Origin of the sequence: Brevibacillus sp. NL20B1, assembly GCF_018195675.1 — a bacterium.
GTDB lineage: Bacteria > Bacillota > Bacilli > Brevibacillales > Brevibacillaceae > Brevibacillus > Brevibacillus aydinogluensis.
The window spans coordinates 1-19,506 of sequence record NZ_JAGTPT010000001.1 but is presented as its reverse complement, the minus strand read 5'-3'; the positions used below and the strand labels follow the sequence as shown (position 1 = coordinate 19,506).

Annotated in this window: 17 protein-coding genes and 10 tRNA genes; 1 reads left to right on the top strand and 26 read right to left on the bottom strand. The window is 53.7% G+C overall.

Going from position 1 to position 19,506, the window contains the following annotated elements:
* Positions 1-3: 3 nt before the first annotated feature.
* The 24 genes from KDN35_RS00135 to KDN35_RS00020 form a co-directional block, all read right to left on the bottom strand.
* A tRNA-His gene (locus KDN35_RS00135) sits at positions 4-79 on the bottom strand.
* Positions 80-89: 10 nt separating this feature from the next.
* A tRNA-Met gene (locus KDN35_RS00130) sits at positions 90-166 on the bottom strand.
* A gap of 9 nt (positions 167-175) precedes the next feature.
* Positions 176-249, bottom strand: a tRNA-Gly gene (locus KDN35_RS00125).
* Between the two features lie 68 nt (positions 250-317).
* Positions 318-394, bottom strand: a tRNA-Pro gene (locus KDN35_RS00120).
* A gap of 46 nt (positions 395-440) precedes the next feature.
* Positions 441-517, bottom strand: a tRNA-Arg gene (locus tag KDN35_RS00115).
* A 22-nt stretch (positions 518-539) separates the two neighbouring features.
* A tRNA-Gly gene (locus tag KDN35_RS00110) sits at positions 540-615 on the bottom strand.
* Positions 616-657: 42 nt separating this feature from the next.
* A tRNA-Leu gene (locus KDN35_RS00105) sits at positions 658-744 on the bottom strand.
* Between the two features lie 23 nt (positions 745-767).
* Positions 768-843, bottom strand: a tRNA-Val gene (locus KDN35_RS00100).
* Between the two features lie 87 nt (positions 844-930).
* A tRNA-Glu gene (locus KDN35_RS00095) sits at positions 931-1,007 on the bottom strand.
* Between the two features lie 10 nt (positions 1,008-1,017).
* Positions 1,018-1,110: transfer RNA gene (locus KDN35_RS00090), tRNA-Ser, on the bottom strand.
* Positions 1,111-1,364: 254 nt separating this feature from the next.
* The gene (gene thiM, locus KDN35_RS00085) at positions 1,365-2,174 is read right to left on the bottom strand and encodes a hydroxyethylthiazole kinase (RefSeq protein WP_212131812.1); all 810 of its coding nucleotides are present in this window, start codon (positions 2,172-2,174) and stop codon (positions 1,365-1,367) included.
* 208 nt (positions 2,175-2,382) lie between these two features.
* A complete protein-coding gene (locus KDN35_RS00080; protein ID WP_171564451.1) occupies positions 2,383-3,045 on the bottom strand; it encodes a YitT family protein in 663 nt (220 codons plus the stop codon).
* Positions 3,046-3,501: 456 nt separating this feature from the next.
* On the bottom strand, positions 3,502-4,509 hold the full coding sequence (gene iolC / locus KDN35_RS00075; protein ID WP_212131811.1) for a 5-dehydro-2-deoxygluconokinase: 1,008 nt from the start codon (positions 4,507-4,509) through the stop codon (positions 3,502-3,504).
* Positions 4,506-5,351, bottom strand: coding sequence for a 5-deoxy-glucuronate isomerase (gene iolB, locus KDN35_RS00070; protein ID WP_212131810.1), 846 nt, complete (start codon positions 5,349-5,351; stop codon positions 4,506-4,508). Before iolB ends, iolC begins: the two co-directional genes overlap by 4 nt.
* Before the next feature lie 10 nt (positions 5,352-5,361).
* Complete coding sequence (gene iolE / locus KDN35_RS00065) at positions 5,362-6,279, bottom strand: myo-inosose-2 dehydratase (RefSeq protein WP_212131809.1); 918 nt, start codon at positions 6,277-6,279, stop codon at positions 5,362-5,364.
* A 21-nt stretch (positions 6,280-6,300) separates the two neighbouring features.
* A complete protein-coding gene (gene iolD, locus KDN35_RS00060) occupies positions 6,301-8,235 on the bottom strand; it encodes a 3D-(3,5/4)-trihydroxycyclohexane-1,2-dione acylhydrolase (decyclizing) (RefSeq protein ID WP_212131808.1) in 1,935 nt (644 codons plus the stop codon).
* Between the two features lie 50 nt (positions 8,236-8,285).
* Positions 8,286-9,290 (bottom strand): ABC transporter permease, encoded by a 1,005-nt coding sequence (locus tag KDN35_RS00055; protein WP_212131807.1) that lies wholly within the window; start codon positions 9,288-9,290, stop codon positions 8,286-8,288.
* Between the two features lie 27 nt (positions 9,291-9,317).
* A complete protein-coding gene (locus KDN35_RS00050; protein WP_171564457.1) occupies positions 9,318-10,823 on the bottom strand; it encodes a sugar ABC transporter ATP-binding protein in 1,506 nt (501 codons plus the stop codon).
* A 16-nt stretch (positions 10,824-10,839) separates the two neighbouring features.
* Entirely contained in the window at positions 10,840-11,814 is a 975-nt protein-coding gene (locus KDN35_RS00045) for a sugar ABC transporter substrate-binding protein (RefSeq protein WP_212131806.1), read from the bottom strand.
* An 83-nt stretch (positions 11,815-11,897) separates the two neighbouring features.
* On the bottom strand, positions 11,898-12,914 hold the full coding sequence (locus KDN35_RS00040; RefSeq protein WP_212131805.1) for a Gfo/Idh/MocA family oxidoreductase: 1,017 nt from the start codon (positions 12,912-12,914) through the stop codon (positions 11,898-11,900).
* Positions 12,915-13,050: 136 nt separating this feature from the next.
* Complete coding sequence (locus KDN35_RS00035; protein WP_212131804.1) at positions 13,051-14,049, bottom strand: Gfo/Idh/MocA family protein; 999 nt, start codon at positions 14,047-14,049, stop codon at positions 13,051-13,053.
* 383 nt (positions 14,050-14,432) lie between these two features.
* The gene (locus tag KDN35_RS00030; protein WP_171564461.1) at positions 14,433-15,437 is read right to left on the bottom strand and encodes a LacI family DNA-binding transcriptional regulator; all 1,005 of its coding nucleotides are present in this window, start codon (positions 15,435-15,437) and stop codon (positions 14,433-14,435) included.
* A 446-nt stretch (positions 15,438-15,883) separates the two neighbouring features.
* Positions 15,884-16,648 (bottom strand): VanZ family protein, encoded by a 765-nt coding sequence (locus tag KDN35_RS00025; protein ID WP_212131803.1) that lies wholly within the window; start codon positions 16,646-16,648, stop codon positions 15,884-15,886.
* Complete coding sequence (locus KDN35_RS00020) at positions 16,594-16,923, bottom strand: PadR family transcriptional regulator (protein WP_171564463.1); 330 nt, start codon at positions 16,921-16,923, stop codon at positions 16,594-16,596. Before KDN35_RS00020 ends, KDN35_RS00025 begins: the two co-directional genes overlap by 55 nt.
* A gap of 1,093 nt (positions 16,924-18,016) precedes the next feature.
* Here KDN35_RS00020 and KDN35_RS00015 point away from each other — a divergent pair.
* Positions 18,017-18,301 (top strand): hypothetical protein, encoded by a 285-nt coding sequence (locus tag KDN35_RS00015; protein ID WP_171564464.1) that lies wholly within the window; start codon positions 18,017-18,019, stop codon positions 18,299-18,301.
* 50 nt (positions 18,302-18,351) lie between these two features.
* Here KDN35_RS00015 and KDN35_RS00010 read toward each other — a convergent pair whose 3' ends face one another.
* Together KDN35_RS00010 and KDN35_RS00005 are read right to left on the bottom strand one after the other, a co-directional pair.
* Positions 18,352-19,176, bottom strand: a complete 825-nt coding sequence (locus KDN35_RS00010) for a nuclease-related domain-containing protein (RefSeq protein WP_171564465.1) — start codon at positions 19,174-19,176, stop codon at positions 18,352-18,354.
* A gap of 78 nt (positions 19,177-19,254) precedes the next feature.
* The coding region (locus KDN35_RS00005; protein WP_481752762.1) for an SRA domain-containing endonuclease at positions 19,255-19,506 on the bottom strand (252 nt) is incomplete at its 5' end.

The following is a 19,506-nucleotide window of genomic DNA, read 5'->3' as shown; positions in this document are numbered from 1 at the left end:
AAATGGGGCGATCGATGGGAATCGAACCCACGAATGCCGGAGCCACAATCCGGTGCGTTAACCACTTCGCCACGATCGCCATGTACATATGGTAGCGGTGGAGGGGCTTGAACCCCCGACCTTTCGGGTATGAACCGAACGCTCTAGCCAGCTGAGCTACACCGCCAGAAACATTTGGAGCGGGTGATGGGAATCGAACCCACGCGACCAGCTTGGAAGGCTGGGGTTCTACCACTGAACTACACCCGCACGCGTTATCGGCCAGCGCAGCAGATCGGATGCTGCTCTGCGCCGCCCGTTGCTGATGAGAATAAGAATGGTCGGGAAGACAGGATTTGAACCTGCGACCTCTTGGTCCCGAACCAAGCGCTCTACCAAGCTGAGCCACTTCCCGACGTGGAGGTGAGACACGGGCTGTGCCAACTTCCCACCTCTTGCTATGGCGTGCCCTGAGAGATTCGAACTCCCGACCTTTTGATTCGTAGTCAAACGCTCTATCCAGCTGAGCTAAGGGCACAAAACGATGTAAGAGATTGCACTGGAGCGGACGACGGGGCTCGAACCCGCGGCCTTCGCCTTGGCAAGGCGACGCTCTACCAGCTGAGCTACGTCCGCATGTTAATACCTTCTGAGATGTAACAATCAAGACATTTTGTATGGTGCGGTCGAGAGGACTTGAACCTCCACGGTGTTGCCACCACTAGAACCTGAATCTAGCGCGTCTGCCAATTCCGCCACGACCGCATATGTCATTGTACCCGTAAAGGTGGTGGAGGCTGACGGGATCGAACCGCCGACCCTCTGCTTGTAAGGCAGATGCTCTCCCAGCTGAGCTAAGCCTCCGCTCCGTCCGCAAAGTGAACGGAGGCTTCTCAGCGAATCCGTATGCTTTGCGGGGTCCCCCGGACAGCGTCCAGGGGGATTTTTCTATGGTGACCCGTAGGGGATTCGAACCCCTGAATGACAGCGTGAAAGGCTGCTGTGTTAAACCACTTCACCAACGGGCCAGGTGATTGATGGCGGATGGAGTGGGATTTGAACCCACGAGACGAGTCATCCCCGTCTACACGATTTCCAATCGTGCTCCTTCGGCCTCTCGGACATCCATCCAGATCGTTTTTGCCGTTCTCTCATCGGCAAGAATTAATCTATCACATCTCAAAAGCTTTTTCAAGTGGTATTTTAAAATTTTTTTCTGGTTAAAAGAGAAGATGTTGGCCTCGTGCTTATTTCATTGTATCGATTCCGCTTATGAAAGGCAACGCAAAGGCCCCCTCGCTAACAAGCACAAAGGGGCCTTTTTCGCCCAACAGCGGGAAAGCAGTCTCGCCGTCACCCGGCCGATACGCGCTCTTCTCCCCGGCTTACACGCGGTCGATCGCTCCGTATCTGCGGACATCGTCTGCGGTGATCCGCGCCAATTGATTCAAAAACTCGATCTGAAATTGTCCCGGGCCTTCCGCTCCTTTGCCGGCAGCTGCCACTTCCGCCGCCACGCCATAGCTGACGAGTGCAGCCGCCCCCGCAAGCAGCAGGTCTTTCTCCACCGCAGCAAACGCCCCCAGGACGGATGTGAGCAGGCAGCCCGTGCCCGTTACCTTGGTCAGGATGGGATGGCCGTTGCGGATGAGGTAGGTGGTGCAGCCGTCCGTGATGACATCCGTTTTCCCCGTAATCGCGACGATCGTGCCCAACTGCTTCGCCGCCGACTGCGCGAGCGAGACTACATCGCCGCTCCCTTCCCCCGCATCGACGCCTTTGATCGTCCAGCTCTCGCCGATCACATGAGCGATTTCCGCAGCGTTGCCGCGAATGACGGACACCCGGACCTCCCGCATGATCGTTTGCGCGGTTTTCGTCCGATAGGCGGTCGCCCCCGCTCCCACCGGGTCGAAGATGACCGGCACGCCGTGCTGATTGGCCGAACGGCCCGCGATCAGCATGGCCTCCACCTTTGCCTCATTCAGCGTGCCGATATTGAGCACCAGCGCGCCGGCGATTTTGGCCATGTCCGCCACTTCTTCCTTGGCGTACGCCATGACAGGCGAAGCGCCCAGGGCCAGCAGGCCGTTGGCGGTAAAGTTGGTGACGACGACGTTGGTGATGTTGTGGACGAGGGGGTTGGCCTCACGCACCTTCACCAGCGTATTCCCGATGTCTTGCAGCAATGTCATGAAAAGCGCCTCCTGATCCTTTGTTCGGTTGTCTTCTCATTATCTCACAAGACCGAGGCGTGAGACAGACAAGCACGCACGCAAGCTGCCGTTTTGCCGTGAAAAAACCCCTCGCGGCAAACAGCGATACGCGCTGTATTACCAGGAGGGGTTCGCGTTGGATGGACCTGCCGGCATTTACCTCATCCGGTCTGAAACTGGTTTGGCATCAATGATCCGGCAGGGTAAGCGAACGCGATATGCTTTTTGTTTCCGATTCGTCGCCATCATCTGCCCGGCCGCTTGCAGCGGCGGTCCAGTTGACCACCCGGCTGGCAATCGTCACCGCCAGGATCGTGTAAAGCGTTTCGCGAAGCGGCAGGTACCACAGCGACAGACTGAGCACCAGCGCGTCCAGCAGCAGAAAGACCGTTCCAATCGACAGTCCGATCTGACGGCTGAGCAGCACGGCCAGGATGTCGTCCCCGCCAGTGGCGCCGCCATACCGCAAGACGATCCCCGCCCCCCAACCGGTCAGCAGGCCGGACAGCAGGGCGGCCAGCGGCATGAGGCCGCTCAGATCAACGTGCAGCGGCGAGAACCGCTCAAACAAATCGTAAAAGACGGAAAAGGCGATGGATGCAATGATGGTGTTGGCCAGAAACTGACGTCCCTTCACGTGAAAAGCGACGAGAAACAGCGGAATGTCGAGCGCCAGCGTCGTGATAGCCGGCGACAGGTCAAACGCGTACTTGGCCAGCAGGGCCAACCCGACAAACCCGCCCTCCGACAAATGGTTCTGAGCATTGATGTGATAATACGCAAATGCCAATACAAACGCGCCGAACACAATCCAACACAATTGGCGAACGTACGCAACTGCTCTCCTCATCTGAGATTCCTCGCATCGTAAACCGTTTTGGCGCGGGCGCCCTTCCGGCTACGGAGGAACTCCTGACGATTCGATCTCGTTTCATATCCATTATCTCGCTTTCGTAGCAGGTTGGGTCGCCCAAGAGACGATCAACAGCTACGTCGCTAGATGTAGGAGAGGTCATAACGTTTCCAGATGGTCTTATACGGACCCATCGGTATCAAGATCCTTTCCTGTTTGATGGCTCCATTTTACCATAATCAGGGGGGAGGCGTCGAACGGCCGGAAGGCGCAAAAAGCGGCGACTTCGCGGAAAAAACCGCCCTTTTCCGTGTTTGGACTGCAAACGTCATTGATCCCCGCAGATTTCCGCTGTTTCCGTTGTTTTTGGCCAGATGTTTGCCCCTTGTCCGCGCCTCGTTTTGGAGCGGACATGATCCAGGCCCCCATCACCCATGCGCCACGTACTTTGAGTCAGCGTACACCTTCCCCGCTGCGGCACTGTTGGATATAGCGTTCGATCTGCTCCACCGTCGGCATCGCCTCCGAGCAGCTGTGGGAGGAAATGACAATCGCGGCGGCAGCAGCCCCGTATTCCATCGCCTTCGCAATGTCCCATCCCTGCATCAGTCCGTAGATCAGAGCGGCGGCATAAGAATCTCCCGCACCAAACGTCTTGACCACCTTGGCCGGAAAAACCGTTCCCGTATAACACTGGCCGTCGTTGGTGTACGCGACGGAACCGTTTTTCCCGTGTTTGATCAAGACGATTTTAGCCCGGCAGTCAAACCATCTTCTCGCCGTGACGGCGTCATCGTGCCGGTCAATGCGATCGAAGTGTTCCATCCGGTCAAATTCTTCCCGGGTGCCGATCAGGACGTCACACTTTTCGGCAGCCAGCTTGTAGTAGATCGCCGTTTCTTCCGCAGAAGTCCACGTGTACGGACGGTAGTCGAGATCAAAAAACGTCACGACGCCGTGCCTATTGGCGTAATCCAGGGCGAGAAACACCGCTTCACGCGACGGGCTCTTCGCCAGCGCCGTGCCGGTGATCAGGATCGCTTTGGCATTTTGAATCGTCTCTTCCTTCACGTCGTTGGGTTCCAGCCGCAAATCCGCGGTATTCTCCCGATACATCAGGATGCTGCAATCGGTCGGGCTTTTGATTTCGGTAAACGTCAGCCCCGTTACGCTGCCCGACCGGTCGACGATTACCTGGGAGGTGTCAATCTGATTCTGTTTCAGGTAATTGACGATAAACCGCCCCATCTGATCATCCGCCACCCGGCCGATAAACCCCGTTTTCATCCCCAACCGGGACAAGCCGATGGCGATGTTGGCCGGGGAGCCGCCCACGTATTTGGTAAAGGTCATCACTTCTTCCATCGGGCGGTTGATCTCATTGGCATTCAGGTCGATGCACAGCCTGCCGATCGCGATGAAATCCATCGGCTTGCGGCTGTCAAAGGTCAGATTGTTCATGGAGCATCCCCTTCCCTTCCATCCTGCCGGCTGGCCATTTTGCTTGCCATTACCCACTCATGGGCCGGATCGTTCTGAAATTTCCACGTACGTACCGGTCCCGCCATGACGTTTAAATAGTAGACGTCATAGCCGGGCGGGGCGGAAACGGGGTGATACCCTTTGGGGACCAGCACCGCATCGCCATCGTGCACGGTCAGCGTCTCGTCCAGTGAGCGGTCGTCCGTGTACACGCGCTGTACGGCGAAACCGTGACCGGGATTGATTTTGTAGTAATACGTTTCCTCCAGATAAGATTCATGCGGCAGATTGTCCTGATCGTGCTTGTGCGGCGGATAGCTGGACCAGTGGCCTTCCGGTGTGAACACTTCCACCACCAGCAAACTGTCCGCCGGCTGCCGCTCTGGCAGAATGTTGTGAATTCTTCGCTCGATGTTGCCCGCTCCCCGCTGCTCAACGCCGACGTCGGCGGGAGAAATCAGGCGGGCGGGGTACGTTCCTTTCCCCGGCGCTATGCAGACCGCCAGTTCCACGTCCGTTACAGCTGTTACTTCGCAATGGTCGCCCGGAGGGACGTACACGGCATACGGCGGTACTTTTTCAAAAACGTTCATGCGCTGGCCGATGCTTTCCCATGCTGCGCGGGCGGTGGCGGCATGAGCGATGCCCGTCAACAGCACGATGCACACTTCCTGATCGCCGGTATGCTTTTTCAGTGTCTGCCCTTTTGACAGCGCGTACACCTCAAAGCCGATGTATTTCCACCCTGCCGATTCCGGGGTAACGCGCAGCACCAACCCTGCTTCGTCCGGTCGGGAACCGGGAACAATCAGCGTACTCATCGTCTCCCTCCTATCTCTGCTTCGCCGCTGACCGAATCGTCGCCTCGAGATATTCTTTTGCCCGCTGCGCATACGTGTAGGGATGAGCGACAGCCGGGTCCTGTTCCGCTTCGACAATCAGCCAGCCCGTGTAGCCGTTTTCCAGCAGCTTCTGTATGATCGGCGCAAAGTCAATGCAGCCATCGCCCGGCACCGTGAACATTCCCAGCTTTACCGCCGTGAGAAAATCCAGGTTCTGCTGCCGGACATGCTCCAGCACATCCCGGCGGACGTCTTTCAGATGGACGTACTGGATTCGCTGTCCGTGCTTCTCTGCCAGTTTCAGCGGATCGTATCCGCCGTACAGCGCATGCCCGGTATCGAACAGCAAATGCACCAGGGCCGGGTCGGTCGTCTCCATGAGCCGATCGATCTCGTCCGCCGTTTCCACCACGGTGCCGGCGTGGTAATGATAGACGAGCTTCATGCCGTGTTCCCGGCACAGGCGGGCCGCCCGATGCAGTCCCTCCACCAGCGACTCCCACTGGTCATCCGTCAGTTTGCGGACTGCCGTGTCGCCCGGTGCGCGCCGGGGGTCCCAATGCATCGACCCGCCCATCTCGCAGGCGATCACATGCTCGCAGCCCATTTCCTTCAGATAACGCACCCATGAGCCAAAAATCTGCAATTCCTCTTCCAGACGGTTGGCGTCCGAAAACAGCGTCGCCACAAACTTGCTGGCCAGCTGTATGCCGTACGCGTCCAGTTTGGCCTTCAGCGCCGCAGGTTCCTGCATGAACAGGCGACCCATTTCAGTGGCAACATAGCCGAGTGCAGACATTTCGGACAAAACCTGATCCTGCGTGTAATGGTCGCCGAGGCCGGGAATATCGTCATTCACCCAGCCGATGGGGGCGATTCCGATGCGAAAGGGATTGGGTTGACTCATCTTGCACACCCCGTTTTTGGTTTAGTATGGTCGTGCGTGTTTTAGGTTCGCTTCCTTTTCCCGATACGCTGCCCTCACCGCAGCGTTGTGCGAAACCCCCGCGATGCCGACATGCCACCATGCTTCGTACCCGCCGGTCATCGTCTTTGGCAGCACCTTGATGTCGAGCAGGGTAGACACGGTTTGCCGTTTCGCGTCTGCGATGGCTGCCCGCAGTTCATCTGTCGTCCGCACACGGTATGTTTTTACGCCGTATCCGGCGGCGCTGCCGGCGTAATCAACGGTCATCAGGCGGCCGTCCAGGCGACCGGTTTCCGGGTTCCGGTAGCGGAATTCCGTCCCGAAGCTGCCCATGCCGTTGCCCATTTGCAGGTTGTTGATGCACCCGAACGAAGCGTTGTCAAACAGCAGCACATTGATTTTTTTGCCTTCCTGGATGCTCGTCAGCAATTCAGAATGCAGCATCAGGTAGCTGCCGTCCCCCACCATGGCATAGACTTCTTTGTCCGGTTCGGCCATTTTGACGCCCAGCGCCCCGGCGATTTCATACCCCATGCAGGAGTAGCCGTATTCCATGTGATAGGTGTTCGGCCGGCGGCATTCCCACATCCGCTGCAGGTCGCCGGGGAGGCTTCCCGAGGCCCCGACGATGATCGCGTCCTCCTCAATCAAGGCGTTCACCAGGCCGATCACCTCGGTTTGCGTCAGGCAGGATTGGAAGGTGTCTGCGAATTCGGGCAGCACCTGATCGAGCTGGCCGGCCACTTCCGGCGTGAACCCCTGCTTCCGGTACTGAATGCTGCGCAGACGGTCCAGCTCTTGCTGCCACGCCTGTTTGGCCTGTTCGATCTCATCCGTGTACCCGGACCGGTATCCGATCCGTTCCAGTTCGGTTTCCAGCGCGAGCAGGGCCAATTTGGCGTCAGCGACGATTTTCACCGCGTCCAGCTTGCTCGCGTGGTACTCGGAAACGTTGATCGTGAGCACATCCACATCCGGATGTTGAAACAAGCGTTTCGACCCCGTCGTAAAGTCGGTGAATCTGGTGCCGATTCCGATGACGACATCTGCCTCTTTGGCCATCCGATTGGCCGCGAGGTTTCCGGTCACGCCGATGCCTCCCAGATTGTACGCATGACCGCTGTCCACCGCGCTTTTCCCGGCCTGGGTCTCCCCGTACGGAATGTGAAACGTTTCGGAAAAGCGCCGCAGGGCATCAGCCGCATCGGAATAACGAACGCCCCCGCCGCAGATGATGATCGGCTTTTTCTTGTGCCGCAGCAGCTCCACCGCATCGCGCAGCGCCGATTCGCTCGGAATCCGGCGGTCGATCCGGTGGACGCGCTTTTGGAAGAAAGACTCGGGAAAGTCATACACTTCTCCCTGTACATCCTGAGGGAGGCAGATGGTTACCGCCCCTGTATCAGCCTGATCGGTGAGCACGCGCATGGCGTTGAGCATGGCGGTCATCAACTGTTCCGGTCGGTTTACCCGATCCCAGTACTTGCTGACAGCGCGGAAAGCGTCATTGGTGGTGATGGTCAGGTCATGGCCGTGTTCGATCTGCTGCAAAACGGGGTCCGGCTGCCTGGTGGCAAACGTATCGCCAGGCAGCAGCAGGACCGGTATCTGATTGGCGGTCGCCGTCGCCGCGGCTGTCAGCATGTTGGCCGCACCCGGCCCAACCGACGACGTGCATGCCATGATCTGCCGACGGTTTTTTTGCTTGGCAAAGGCCACCGCGGCGTGTGCCATCCCCTGCTCATTTCGCCCCTGGTACACTTCCAGCTCTTCCGCATATTCTTCCAGCGCCTGGCCAAGTCCCAGTACATTTCCGTGGCCAAATATGGTGAAGATTCCCTTGACGAACCGCTCCTGCCTGCCGTCCCATTCCACATACTGCTGCTGCAAAAAGGCTACCAACGCTTGCGCCGTTGTCAGTCTCCTCGTCTTCATTCCGTTCGTGTCCCACCTTTCGCATCTTGCCGGAACTCACGATTTTTGTTTCAGGATTTTCTGTTTTTCCGGGCGTCGAGAAAGACAGCGGTGACAATGATCCCGCCCTTCAAGATCTGCTGCCAGTACGAGGATACGTTGAGCAGGTCGAGACCGTTGTTCATCACGCCGATGATCAGCGCCCCGATAATGGTGCCGCCAATCGTTCCGATCCCGCCGGACAGGCTGGTGCCGCCAATCACCGCTGCGGCGATCGCGTCCAATTCATACATCACGCCCGCCGTCGGCTGACCGGAGGCGATCCGGGACGTCAGGATGATCCCGGCAATCGAAGAGAGCAAACCGGCATAGGCGTAAATCATGATCATATACCTGTCGACCGGAATCCCCGCGATCCTCGCCGCTTGTTCATTCCCGCCCATCGCATAGACGTACTTGCCAAATTTCGTTTTGGTCAGCAGGAGATAAGAAACCAGTCCGACCAGGGCAAAGATGATGATGGGCAGCGGTATCCCGAACACCGCTCCCTGGCCGATGAACTTGAACGAATCGGACAGATTTCCGATCGGTCTTCCGTCACTGAAGAGCAGCGCCGCCCCTCGCGCCCCGGTCATCATCCCCAGGGTGACGATAAACGGGGCAATTTTTCCTTTGGCAATAATCGTCCCGTTGATCACTCCTGTCAAAAGTCCGATCCCCAGTCCGACGGCGATCGGAACCACGAGCGGATAGCTGTCCGGATGCGCGAAAGTTGCGACAACTACGGACACGAGCGCGATCACGGAACCGGATGAGAGGTCGATCCCGGTGGTGATGATCACCATCGTGACGCCAATCGCCACAATGCCGACGATCGACATCTGCCTGACGATATTGAGCAAATTGCCAGATGTAAAGAACGTAGGGGACAGAATCGACATCACCAGGATCAGCGCGATCAGAATAAAAAGCATCCCGTATCGTCCGAAGAGGCGGAAGGCCGTTTCTTTCCAGCGGCGTTTTCCGACTGCTTCGGACTTGTTTGGCTTGTTTGCGATCGTCACTTCACTGTTCATCCGCACGTCCTCCAGACTTGTATGAGACTAGCTGGCGATCAGCTCGCCGGTCGCCAACTGCATGATTTTTTCCTGGGTCGCCTCCTCCCGGCGCAATTCCCCCATTTTTCGTCCTTCGTGCATTACGATGACCCGGTCGCTCACACCCAATATTTCCGGAAGTTCGGAGGAAATCACCACGATGGCTTTGCCCTTTTGGGCCAGATCGGCAATCAGTTGGTAGATTTCCAATTTGGCCCCCACATCGATCCCGCGCGTCGGCTCATCCAGGATCAAGATGTCGGGATCGTGAAGCAGCCAGCGGGCAAGCAGCGCTTTTTGCTGATTCCCGCCGCTCAGATACTTGATCGTTTGAGACAGGCTCGGCGTCTTGATGGCCAGCTGCTCACACTGCTGCCGACAATCGGCCTGGATTTGCCCGGCATTGAGAAAGCCGCAGGTTGTGTAGCGATCGATGTTCACCGTGATCATGTTGTCCTGCACCGACAGCGGGAGGAACAGGCCCGTTCCCTTCCGATCCTCTGTCAAAAATCCCATCCCGCACCGAATCGCATCGCGCGGCGAACGAATCGCCGTTTTCCTGCCCTTCACCACGATCTCACCGGAATCGGGAGGCACAATCCCAAATACGCTCTCCATTACCTCCGTTCTGCCAGACCCCATCAGCCCTGCAAAGCCGACAACCTCTCCCCGGCGGACTTCGAAGCTGACGTCCGCGAATTTCCCCGCTCTGGTCAGACGGTTGACCGCCAGCACGACCTCTCCGATGTCCGCACGCTTTTTCTGAAACACGTGATGCAGCTCCCGCCCCACCATCATTTCGATCAGGTGCTCCTTGCTGATGCGGTCGCTCGGCCTTGTGCCCACGTACTTTCCATCGCGCAGGACCGTTATCTCGTCCGTGATCTGCGCCAGTTCTTCCATTTTGTGCGTAATGTAGATCATGGACACGCCTTCCTTTTTCAGCGATCGAATGATGGAAAACAGATGCTGGACTTCTTTTTCCGTGATCGCGGACGTCGGTTCGTCCATGATGATCAGCTTGGCTTGGCGGGAAATCGCCTTGGCGATCTCGACCATTTGCGTATGGGCGATGCTGAGGTCAATCATCTTTGCTCGCGGGTCGATGTCAATCTCCAGCCGCTCGAACAGCCGTCTCGTGTTTTCCTCCATCTCCCTCTGCTTCACCCACCCCGTAAACCGGTAACTGGGCTCTCTTCCCAAAAAGATGTTCTCGGCCACGGTCATGTAGGGGATCGGGCTGAGCTCCTGGTGAATCATTGCGATCCCTTTGTCGAGCGCCTGTTTGACATTGGACAGCTTCAGCTCTTCCCCGTCAAAGATAATGCGCCCGCTGTCCGGACTGTACATCCCGATCAGGATTTTCATCAGGGTTGATTTGCCCGCGCCATTCTCCCCCAGCAGGGCGTGTACGGTCCCTTTCCTCACCTTGAGCTGTACGCGGTCCAGAGCTTTTACTCCCGGAAATGCCTTGGAGATATTCTCCATTTCCAGGATGTACGTGCTGTGCATGACGACTCCCCCCGCTTTACTGCCATTTTTTCATGTACTCGTCCACGTTCTCTTTGGTTACCAGTTCATACGGAATCCAGTTGAACTTTTCCACCTTTTCGCCTTTGGCCGCTTTGATCGCCACTTCCAGGCCGCCTTGTCCCTGGCCGATCGCATTTTGATACACCGTCACCTGCAATTTTCCGGCTTTTACGTATTCCAACGCATCCGGAGTGGCATCGACGCCGGCCACGACGACGTCGTTCAGTTTTCCTGCCGCTTCGAGCGCCATGATCGCGCCGATGGCCATTTCATCATTGTTGGAGACAACAGCGTCGATTTGCTTTCCGGACTGGAGCCAGTTTTCCATCAAGGCCATGCCTTTGGCCCGATCCCATTCTGCCGTTCCTTCCATGACCACCTGCATGTCCGGGTACCGCTCGATGACCTGCTTGTTCCCTTCCGTTCGCTTGATCTGCGCCTCGTGCCCCATCTGTCCGTTCATGATCGCGATGTTTCCTTTTCCGCCGAGCAGTTTTGCCACTTCCTCCATTTCCATGAGACCAGCCTTGATGGATTCGGACCCCACATAGGCGGTGGCCGCTTCCACCCCGTCGTATATGCGGTTCACGACCACGATCGGCAGATTGGCCTGGTTTGCTTTTTCGACCAGATTGGGCGCGGACGTGGTATCGACGGGAATAAGCACGATCGCGTCCACTTTCTGCTGGATGAAATTCTCCACCTGGGAGAGCTGCTTGCTGGCGTCATTCATCGCATCGACGTAAATCACTTCCACGTTCTCCTGCGTTTTTTCGTACTGTTTCATACCGTCCTGCAGGTAGCTCAACCACTTGTCATCAAAGTCGGGAAGCGCTGCGCCGATCACAATCTTGTCCTTCTTGTCAAAGCCTGCCTGCTGCGCTGTCTCCTGGTCGGCTCCGCATCCGGCGACCAAGACAGCGACCAGACATACAATCAACCACCATGCACCCTTTTTTTGTCCCTTCATGAATAGCCCCCTCCTTATTTGCAGGCGATCCTGCCCGTTTGCACACCGCGTTCCATCGTAGACAGGTAGACCCGATCCGCTCTTTATTCCGGACTTCCCCCCTCGATTGTGATCTTTTTCCCGGTGTCAAATGATTGAGTGGCCGCGATGGCGATTTGCAGATTGCGTCTGCCGTCTAATTCTGTAACGCTTGGTGTTTGCTTGTGCTGGACACAGTGGATGAAATGAGCAAGTTCCAATCGGTAGGCATCGTCAAAGCGGGTCTGAAAATCGGGGATGATCTCGTAGTGGCTGCCCTTGTGGTTCAGATACGTGATCGATTGATTGCGAAGTGTTCCAATAAACAGCGAGCCTTCCGTGCCAATGATTTCCGTGCGGATGTCGTGACCGTAGGGCGAGTTTCGGCTGGCCTCGATATCCCCTGCTGCACCGGAGTCAAATTCGACATACGTGAGCGCCTGATCCACATCGTTGTACTCTTCCATGAACGAATGCACCAGCACTCGCCCGTGTGCGGACACGGCAGTGATTTCCGCCCCCATCAGGTACCGCGCCATGTCGTAGTCGTGGATGGAGACGTCCATAAACATCCGTCCGCTGTGCTTGATAAACGAAGCGGGCGGCGATCCGGCGTCACGGGAAATTGCCTTGAAGTAAACGGGTTTTCCTATATCTCCTGCGCTGATCCTGCGCTTTGCCTCGGCGTAGGCAGGATCAAACCGTCTCATGAAGCCCACCTGGCAGATCACCCCGCTCTCCTTGATGATGTCGATGATCTCGTCCGCCTCTTCGAGATGCTGCGTGAGCGGCTTTTCCACAAACACGGGCTTGCCGTGTTTTGCCGCTTGTTTGATCATCTCGGCATGGGTGCTGGTCGGCGTCACAATAATGACCGCGTCGACATCGGGATCGGCAATGACTTCCTCCGGATTCTTCGCCCACGTTTGCAGGCCCAATTCCCTTGCAACCTGTTCCGCCCGTCCTTCCATCGTGTCGACAACACTCACCAGTTTGGCCCCGCTGATCTGATGGGTGGCGATATTTTTCGCATGGTGATACCCCAGGCGTCCCAATCCCAGAACTGCACAGCGAACCGTCATGGAATCACGCTCCTTTCCGACTGATGAATTTACGGTATATTCAGACCATTTTGCTCATTGTCCGGACCAATTCATCCGGTCCGTACCTGCTGCTTGTGCAATGCCGTCCGCAGCATCACTGCCGCTGCCTGCCCGCCTACCGTGCCGCCTGTCGCATCTCGATGCGCCTGCCCGTTTTGGCGCTTTCGTACACGGCTTCCAGCAGTTGAATCGAACGATATCCGTCTTCTGCGGTCACGGGCGGTTTTGTCCCGTGGACAATCGCGTCGATGAACAGCCGATCTTCCTCCGCGTACCCCCACTTCTCCTCCATCGGCAGTTGGAAGAAGTCGTGGACGTGTGCCGCCTGCTTCAAGCCCGGGGCGTACATCACCTTTTCCAATTCCTGTGTCGCGACAGTCGCATATGTCCCGTACACCTCCACGCTCTCAAACGGAAAGCTCCAACCGGCATGGGCGTACGTGACAAACGTGGCCACGGTTCCCGATTCAAACGTCAGCAGAATGGCAAACGTGTCCAATTCCGACTGGGAGATATGCTGTCTGCCCTCGCAGGAGACAGATTGCACTTCTCCAAACAAGTAGCGGCTCAAGTCCAGGAGGTGAAAAGGCGTTTCGTACAGGAACCCGCCGGTAACCTTCGGGTCGGCAGTCCAGGCGGGGTGCAGCAGTTCTCCCCGGTTCATCTTGAGGTGCGCCAGGTACGGGTTGACCTCGCCGGAGCCAATCAACTCCTTCACGCGTTTGTACACGGACGCATACCGGCGATTCATCCCCAGATTGTACACCGCTTTCGACGCTGCCGCCGCCTCTCTGATTTGCTGCGCTTCCGCCAACGACGTGGCCATCGGTTTTTCAGAAAACACGTGGATGTTGCGCTGCAAACACGCAAGCACCGGCTCCACGTGAAGCGTATTGGGGGTGGTGACATAGACCGCGTCAACACCGAGATCAAACAGCTCTTCCAGGCTTCCGACCGCTTTCGCCCTCCCTGCCTCCACCGCCAGGGCTGTCGCCCGTTCTTGCGAGATATCGGCCACGCCCACAATCTCCACCCGCTCATCGCGCTTCAGGATCGAGGTATGTACCTTGGCGATCCCGCCTGCTCCCAAAATGCCTACCTTTACCTGTGCCATGCAAAACGTCTCTCCTCTCTCCACACAAATCCGGGTTAACGTCAGTGGAAAGCGCTTACACTTTTCCTCCGAAAAATTGCACCCTGCTCGCTTTTCTTAGTAGACTGAACCGATTGAGAGGATGGTTTATGCCGTGAAATCACTGCGTTTATGGTGCAGGAGGCTTCCTGCCGATACTTGCGCAAGCGCTTTCTCTAATTTGCCTTCATTTTACATCCATTGCCCATTTTCTTGCAACACATTTTTTCAAAAATTTAAAAAAGAAAGAAAAAGACGCGCAGCCATCCCCTTCACGTGTGTGAAGAGGGGCAGAGCGTCTGTCTCCGGGCAGCATCGCGATGCTTATGGGAATCTACCGCCGGTCCGTCCTACTGCTGGTCCGTCTACGCAATGGGCTTTGTGGACTGGCGAATAATCAGCTCGGGCGGTAAAATGACACGCTGCTTCGTCTTTTTGTCACCTTCGATTTCACGTACCAGCAAATCCATCACCTGACGTCCCATCTCGTCAATCGGCTGGGCGATGGTCGTCAGCGGCGGATCAACAATGGACGCCAGTATCGTGTTGTCAAACCCAACGACAGACACATCGTCAGGGATGCGCAGCCCCAACTCTTTGGCTGCCTGGTAGACGCCAATCGCCAGGAAGTCAAAACAAGCAAAAATCGCTGTCGGCCGTTTGGGTGACGTCAGCAGTTCACGCGCCGCCCGCTTCCCGTCCTCCCGCGAATAATCCGTCCGGATCACCAGGTCTTCCGTAAGCTCCAGCCCATGGTCCTCCAGCGCCTGCCGAAACGCCTCCAGCCGATATTTGTCACTCGTGCGATTCATGTTGCCCACCAGGATGGCGATCCGTTTGTGCCCCAGCGATACCAGATGCTGGGCCGCCTGATACCCGCCCAGATAGTCATCGACCGCTACCACGTCGATCATCAATTCGGGGATGTCCTGCGCAATCAGCGCCACCGGCAGATTCTCCTCCAACAGCTCCCTGAGGACGCGATGATTTCTCGCGTTCGTGCCGATGATGATACCGTCGACACTTTTCTGCCTCAACAAGGACAGGTACATGTCTTCCGTATCCGGGTTGTTGTCCGTGTTGCACATCAACAGGTTAAAGCCCAATTCCCGTCCCCGGTCCTCCACCCTCCGCGCAAGCTCCGCAAAAAAAGGATTGGCCACATCCGGAATGATGAGGCCGATCGTGCGCGTACGCTTTCCCGTCAACGCGGATGCGACCACGCTGGGCTGATAGCCCAACTGTTCAATCACGTCCAGGACCCGTTTCTTCGTCTTCGCGCTGATCCGGCCGGTATTGTTGATCACCCGGGATACCGTGGAGATGGACACGCCAGCCTTTTTTGCCACGTCGTAAATGGTCGTCTTCATTTCTCATCCACTTTCCTATCAGACTTTGGCGATTCGCCATTTGGGAAAGCGCTTGCTCTCCTGTCTGTCTTCAGTTTACCGGGTCGTTTTTTGTTTCGCAATTGATTTTTGTGGGAATTTTTTAACGATTTTGCACAAAACAACCCTCCCCCTGAGCTATTGGGGGCGGGTATGCGGAGGAAGTGATACATGACAGTACGTCTCCTGTTGATGAAGTACGGCTGTTTGGCGAGCATGCTTATTGACGTTTGCGTGCTCGCTTATGCGGCTCTGAAGGCTGGATAATTTTGGAGAGATTTATCATACTCATCTTTAATGTTCCGGTAGCGAAAGCTTGCCAAGAAAATTCTCAGAGGATACGAAAAGAGAAAAGCCGAACAAGTGATCAGGTAAAACCCCTAACACTGCTCGGCCTCTTGGTCAACTATTGGAATATGTTAATTGCCTCATGCTATCGTTGGTTTTGTTTTTTTCGTCAACTTGGCGATGACTTTATTCATCAGCATCCAAAGAATAAACCCAACATACCCGCCGAATGTGTTCAAAATTAGATCATCAACATCAAAATATCCCAGCTTCGTAGTAACTTGGATAATCTCGATCGCCAAGCTAAATGCAAGGGAATAACCGAGAATTCTTAATGCGGATCTAGCTTTCGAAAACAGTACTGGCAGCAGCACACCGAAAGGCAGGAATATCAAAATATTTCCGAAGGTGTTGAAAAACCACGTATTAAAATTATAGTGCTCAAAATTCAGGAGATAGGTAATGATATTTTTAAATGGAACCAGGTTATAACGACTTGTGGGTTCAACACCCGAGGTTATTACATGCTCCCGAGAACTCAATCTAAACTCATCAAAAAAGAGTAGTTGAAGTACCACCGCAATGTAGATCAATAACCCGATCCAGGCGCACCCATTAATCCACTGCTTATAAGGAAAGATGGCATTTTCCAAGCTCTTGCCAACTTTTTCCGTATCACCAAAAGCGTTAATTGCCATTTGTATAGACTCTGACTCCGAAAAACCTTTTGCTATATACTCCGCTTTTAACTGCGTAAGATGATCCAAAAATTCAGTGTAGAGTTCATGTTTTTCTTCTTCCGAGACATCAATGTTTGCAATGATTTTTTTAAGATATGAATCGAAAGGATTCATGCGAATTCCACCTTTCTGCATGCTTGAATAAGAAGATTTATCTGATTCCATGATCGTAATTTTTCTTGCAATTCCGCTTTCCCTTCGTTCGTAAGGGAGTAGAATTTCCTCCGTCCCGTTTCTTCATTCTCTACCCAATAGGATCTCAACAATCCCTTTTTCTCCAACCGTTTCAGAGCAGGATATAGCGTTCCCTGGCTCATCAAATATTCACCGTTACTAAGAGCCTTTAGCTGCTGGATAATGTCATATCCATATGTATCCTGCCGGCCAATAATAGAAAGAAGTAGGATATCAATACTCCCCTTTAATATCTCCTTATCCATATGTTTACACCTCCTGGTAGACATTGTATAGCAACATATGTCGCTTTACAAGGTAATACGGTAAAAAAATTTTGGTGAGCATTAAGCACTCCCAACGACTGAACGCAATGGAAATGATGTTCTCCAAGAGTCGCTCGGCCGTCCCCGGGGTAATCCCTGGGGTTTTTGTTTAGCAAATATAAATGGGGTGATTAGAATCGAAATTCTCGAAACAGTCAAAGCCACATTGTGGTAAAATAGGTGGAAGTTTTAATGTTTGTGAGGAGGTTACCCTATGTTCCGAAATAAAATTTATTGGATGTTACTCCCTCCTTTTTTGGCAATTGCAGTAATACTGGCTTTTTGGTTACCTCCAAAACAAAAACCACTTACATTGCTTGTCGTAATCGTATTCTGGGCAGTGTATTATCTCTGGGATTCTTTCGACAAAAATCTTAAATCCAACAAACAACCATAATCTCCCTACACATTGGTTAATTACGATTTACCGGGGTGTGTAACCATTTTGTACAATTAATAGGCAAAGGCCATCGTAAATTGTTGAACAATTCCGTTCGTCATAACGTCGGTCATTTTAAGTGCTTGTGCTTCAATCCTGTCACTTAATGCAATGTTTTTCTACATAGTTTCCGGCGATACGGGCAGCCACTTCGCTGCTGAGCAGCCTCAAATGTTTATACAACATGTCTCTCCATTCCTCTGTGGACCATTAATTCTGCCCAGAAGGCAGCAATCTCATCCTCATTGCGAACCAACGTTTCTGGGCATCTACAGCTGCTGTGGTATTGCCTGTTTTCAGCGCCTGAACCAGTTCAGCCGCTATCGTAAAATGTCAGGCTCAACAAATCGCCAAGTCGTGCTGCGATTGCCTTTCCATAAAAAGGTTCAAGGGCGGCTGCAAAATCTGTGGGATTCCGAAGAAGCCTTTTAATGGTTTCATCCTTATCAGGTTTGTGCTTATACCTACTTTGTAAAAAGATTGGCCGTTATTCGATCGTTTTCCGTTCTGGTTTCCCCTGTTCAGCAAGTTACCGATAAAATCAAGAAATCCTTGATTTCTCAAGGATTTCTGCTGTTAGGAGTGTGGCATTCGGTGTTTGATCATTATACCAATCAATATGCGCGCTGGATTCGTGTACTTGCAGGTGTAGTACTTGCCGTTGGAATTATCAGTGGAGTCGTACTCTGGATGATTGACGAGAGACACTTCTTTCTCACCCTCGTGTCCCCTCTGGTTTACTCTATTGTCAGCAGTATCTTAATGTATGGGTTTGCAGAAATCATTGAGATCCTGTATCGGCTCTACCAGCGATTCGATGCAGTGGATAGCATCAACAGTCTCTTGAACATTTACGTGAGACAAAATAGCCGCCAGTAAAAGGCGGCTTTTCTTATGACATACCCTTCATGTCCTTTCGCACAAGCGACTTATTTTTGGTGATCATAACAATAAATTTTTCCTTTAAATCGGGCGGGATTGGCCAGGCAGTACTCTTTTACCTTTTGGGGTACTGGCTTGCCGCATATGGCACATTTTGCCTGTTCATTAACAATTGTCTTTTGAGTAAAAAGGCCGTTCCCTTTCAGACTGTCAGTATGCAATGCTCGAATTGCCGGATCGGTGATATTGGCTTGTTTTAACGCCAAATACATCTCGTCAATCTGCTCAGCCGTAAATTTGCTTTTCTTCTCTGTCAGTTTGATGTAGTTTATCTTTCGTTCAATGAATTCCGTCAACTCTATGTCATATACTATCAGGTCATTGGAAGAAATCTTCCGTAACGCTGGATCGACACTAAACGTAGCCCGTCTGGTAAATGAGATTAGGGAAACGATATCTTCTCGTGATGCGTTTGTAATCTTTCGTACGATTTCAATATGTCCGTAATTTTGGTTAAACGGATTCATCATAGTAAATCGATTGTTAACGTTCCACTGTTTGTCGTCTCGCCCTCCTTTGATCTCCCCTTGATAATTCTTCGTCTCGATAACAAAAATGGCATACGGTGTAAGGAGTACGTGGTCAATCTGAGAATAGCCAGACTTCGCTGCTGGGTTTGTCACCAGAAGGTCAGCAAGATGCTTATACTCTTTTGGCATCTGGTCCAACTGAATATTTACCTTGTACTCACCGATTTCCCCTTTTCTCACAGATTTTTTCTGCTGCTCTTGTTTATTTTTATTTTGCGTCACCTTTTTCGTGGCAGGTTCCTCTTTTTTTGACTGAAAGAGACCAAGTATTTTGGATATCAAGAGTAACACTCCTTGGAGAAATGCTATTGCTGCTCCGTAAAATTTCAATCTCAATTCTCTTCTTATTTCGCTAAGTCATCACTTAAATGAACCCTTCTGAGGTAACTCCGCTTCGATCGGCATCAACTCAAACACAATTACTTTCCGATTTTGTCCCTTGTTGTCCTTGTCCTTTACCCTATATCCAACACAGAGCATCTGACCAACGTACTTCACATACCCGGTTCGGACGTACTCAAAGAGGTGTATATCCTTCCCGTCCTTTTCATGCTCTAAAATTGCTTTATTTCCCCTGATGAACTGCATATCCCCTTCTTGTCCTTCACCGGT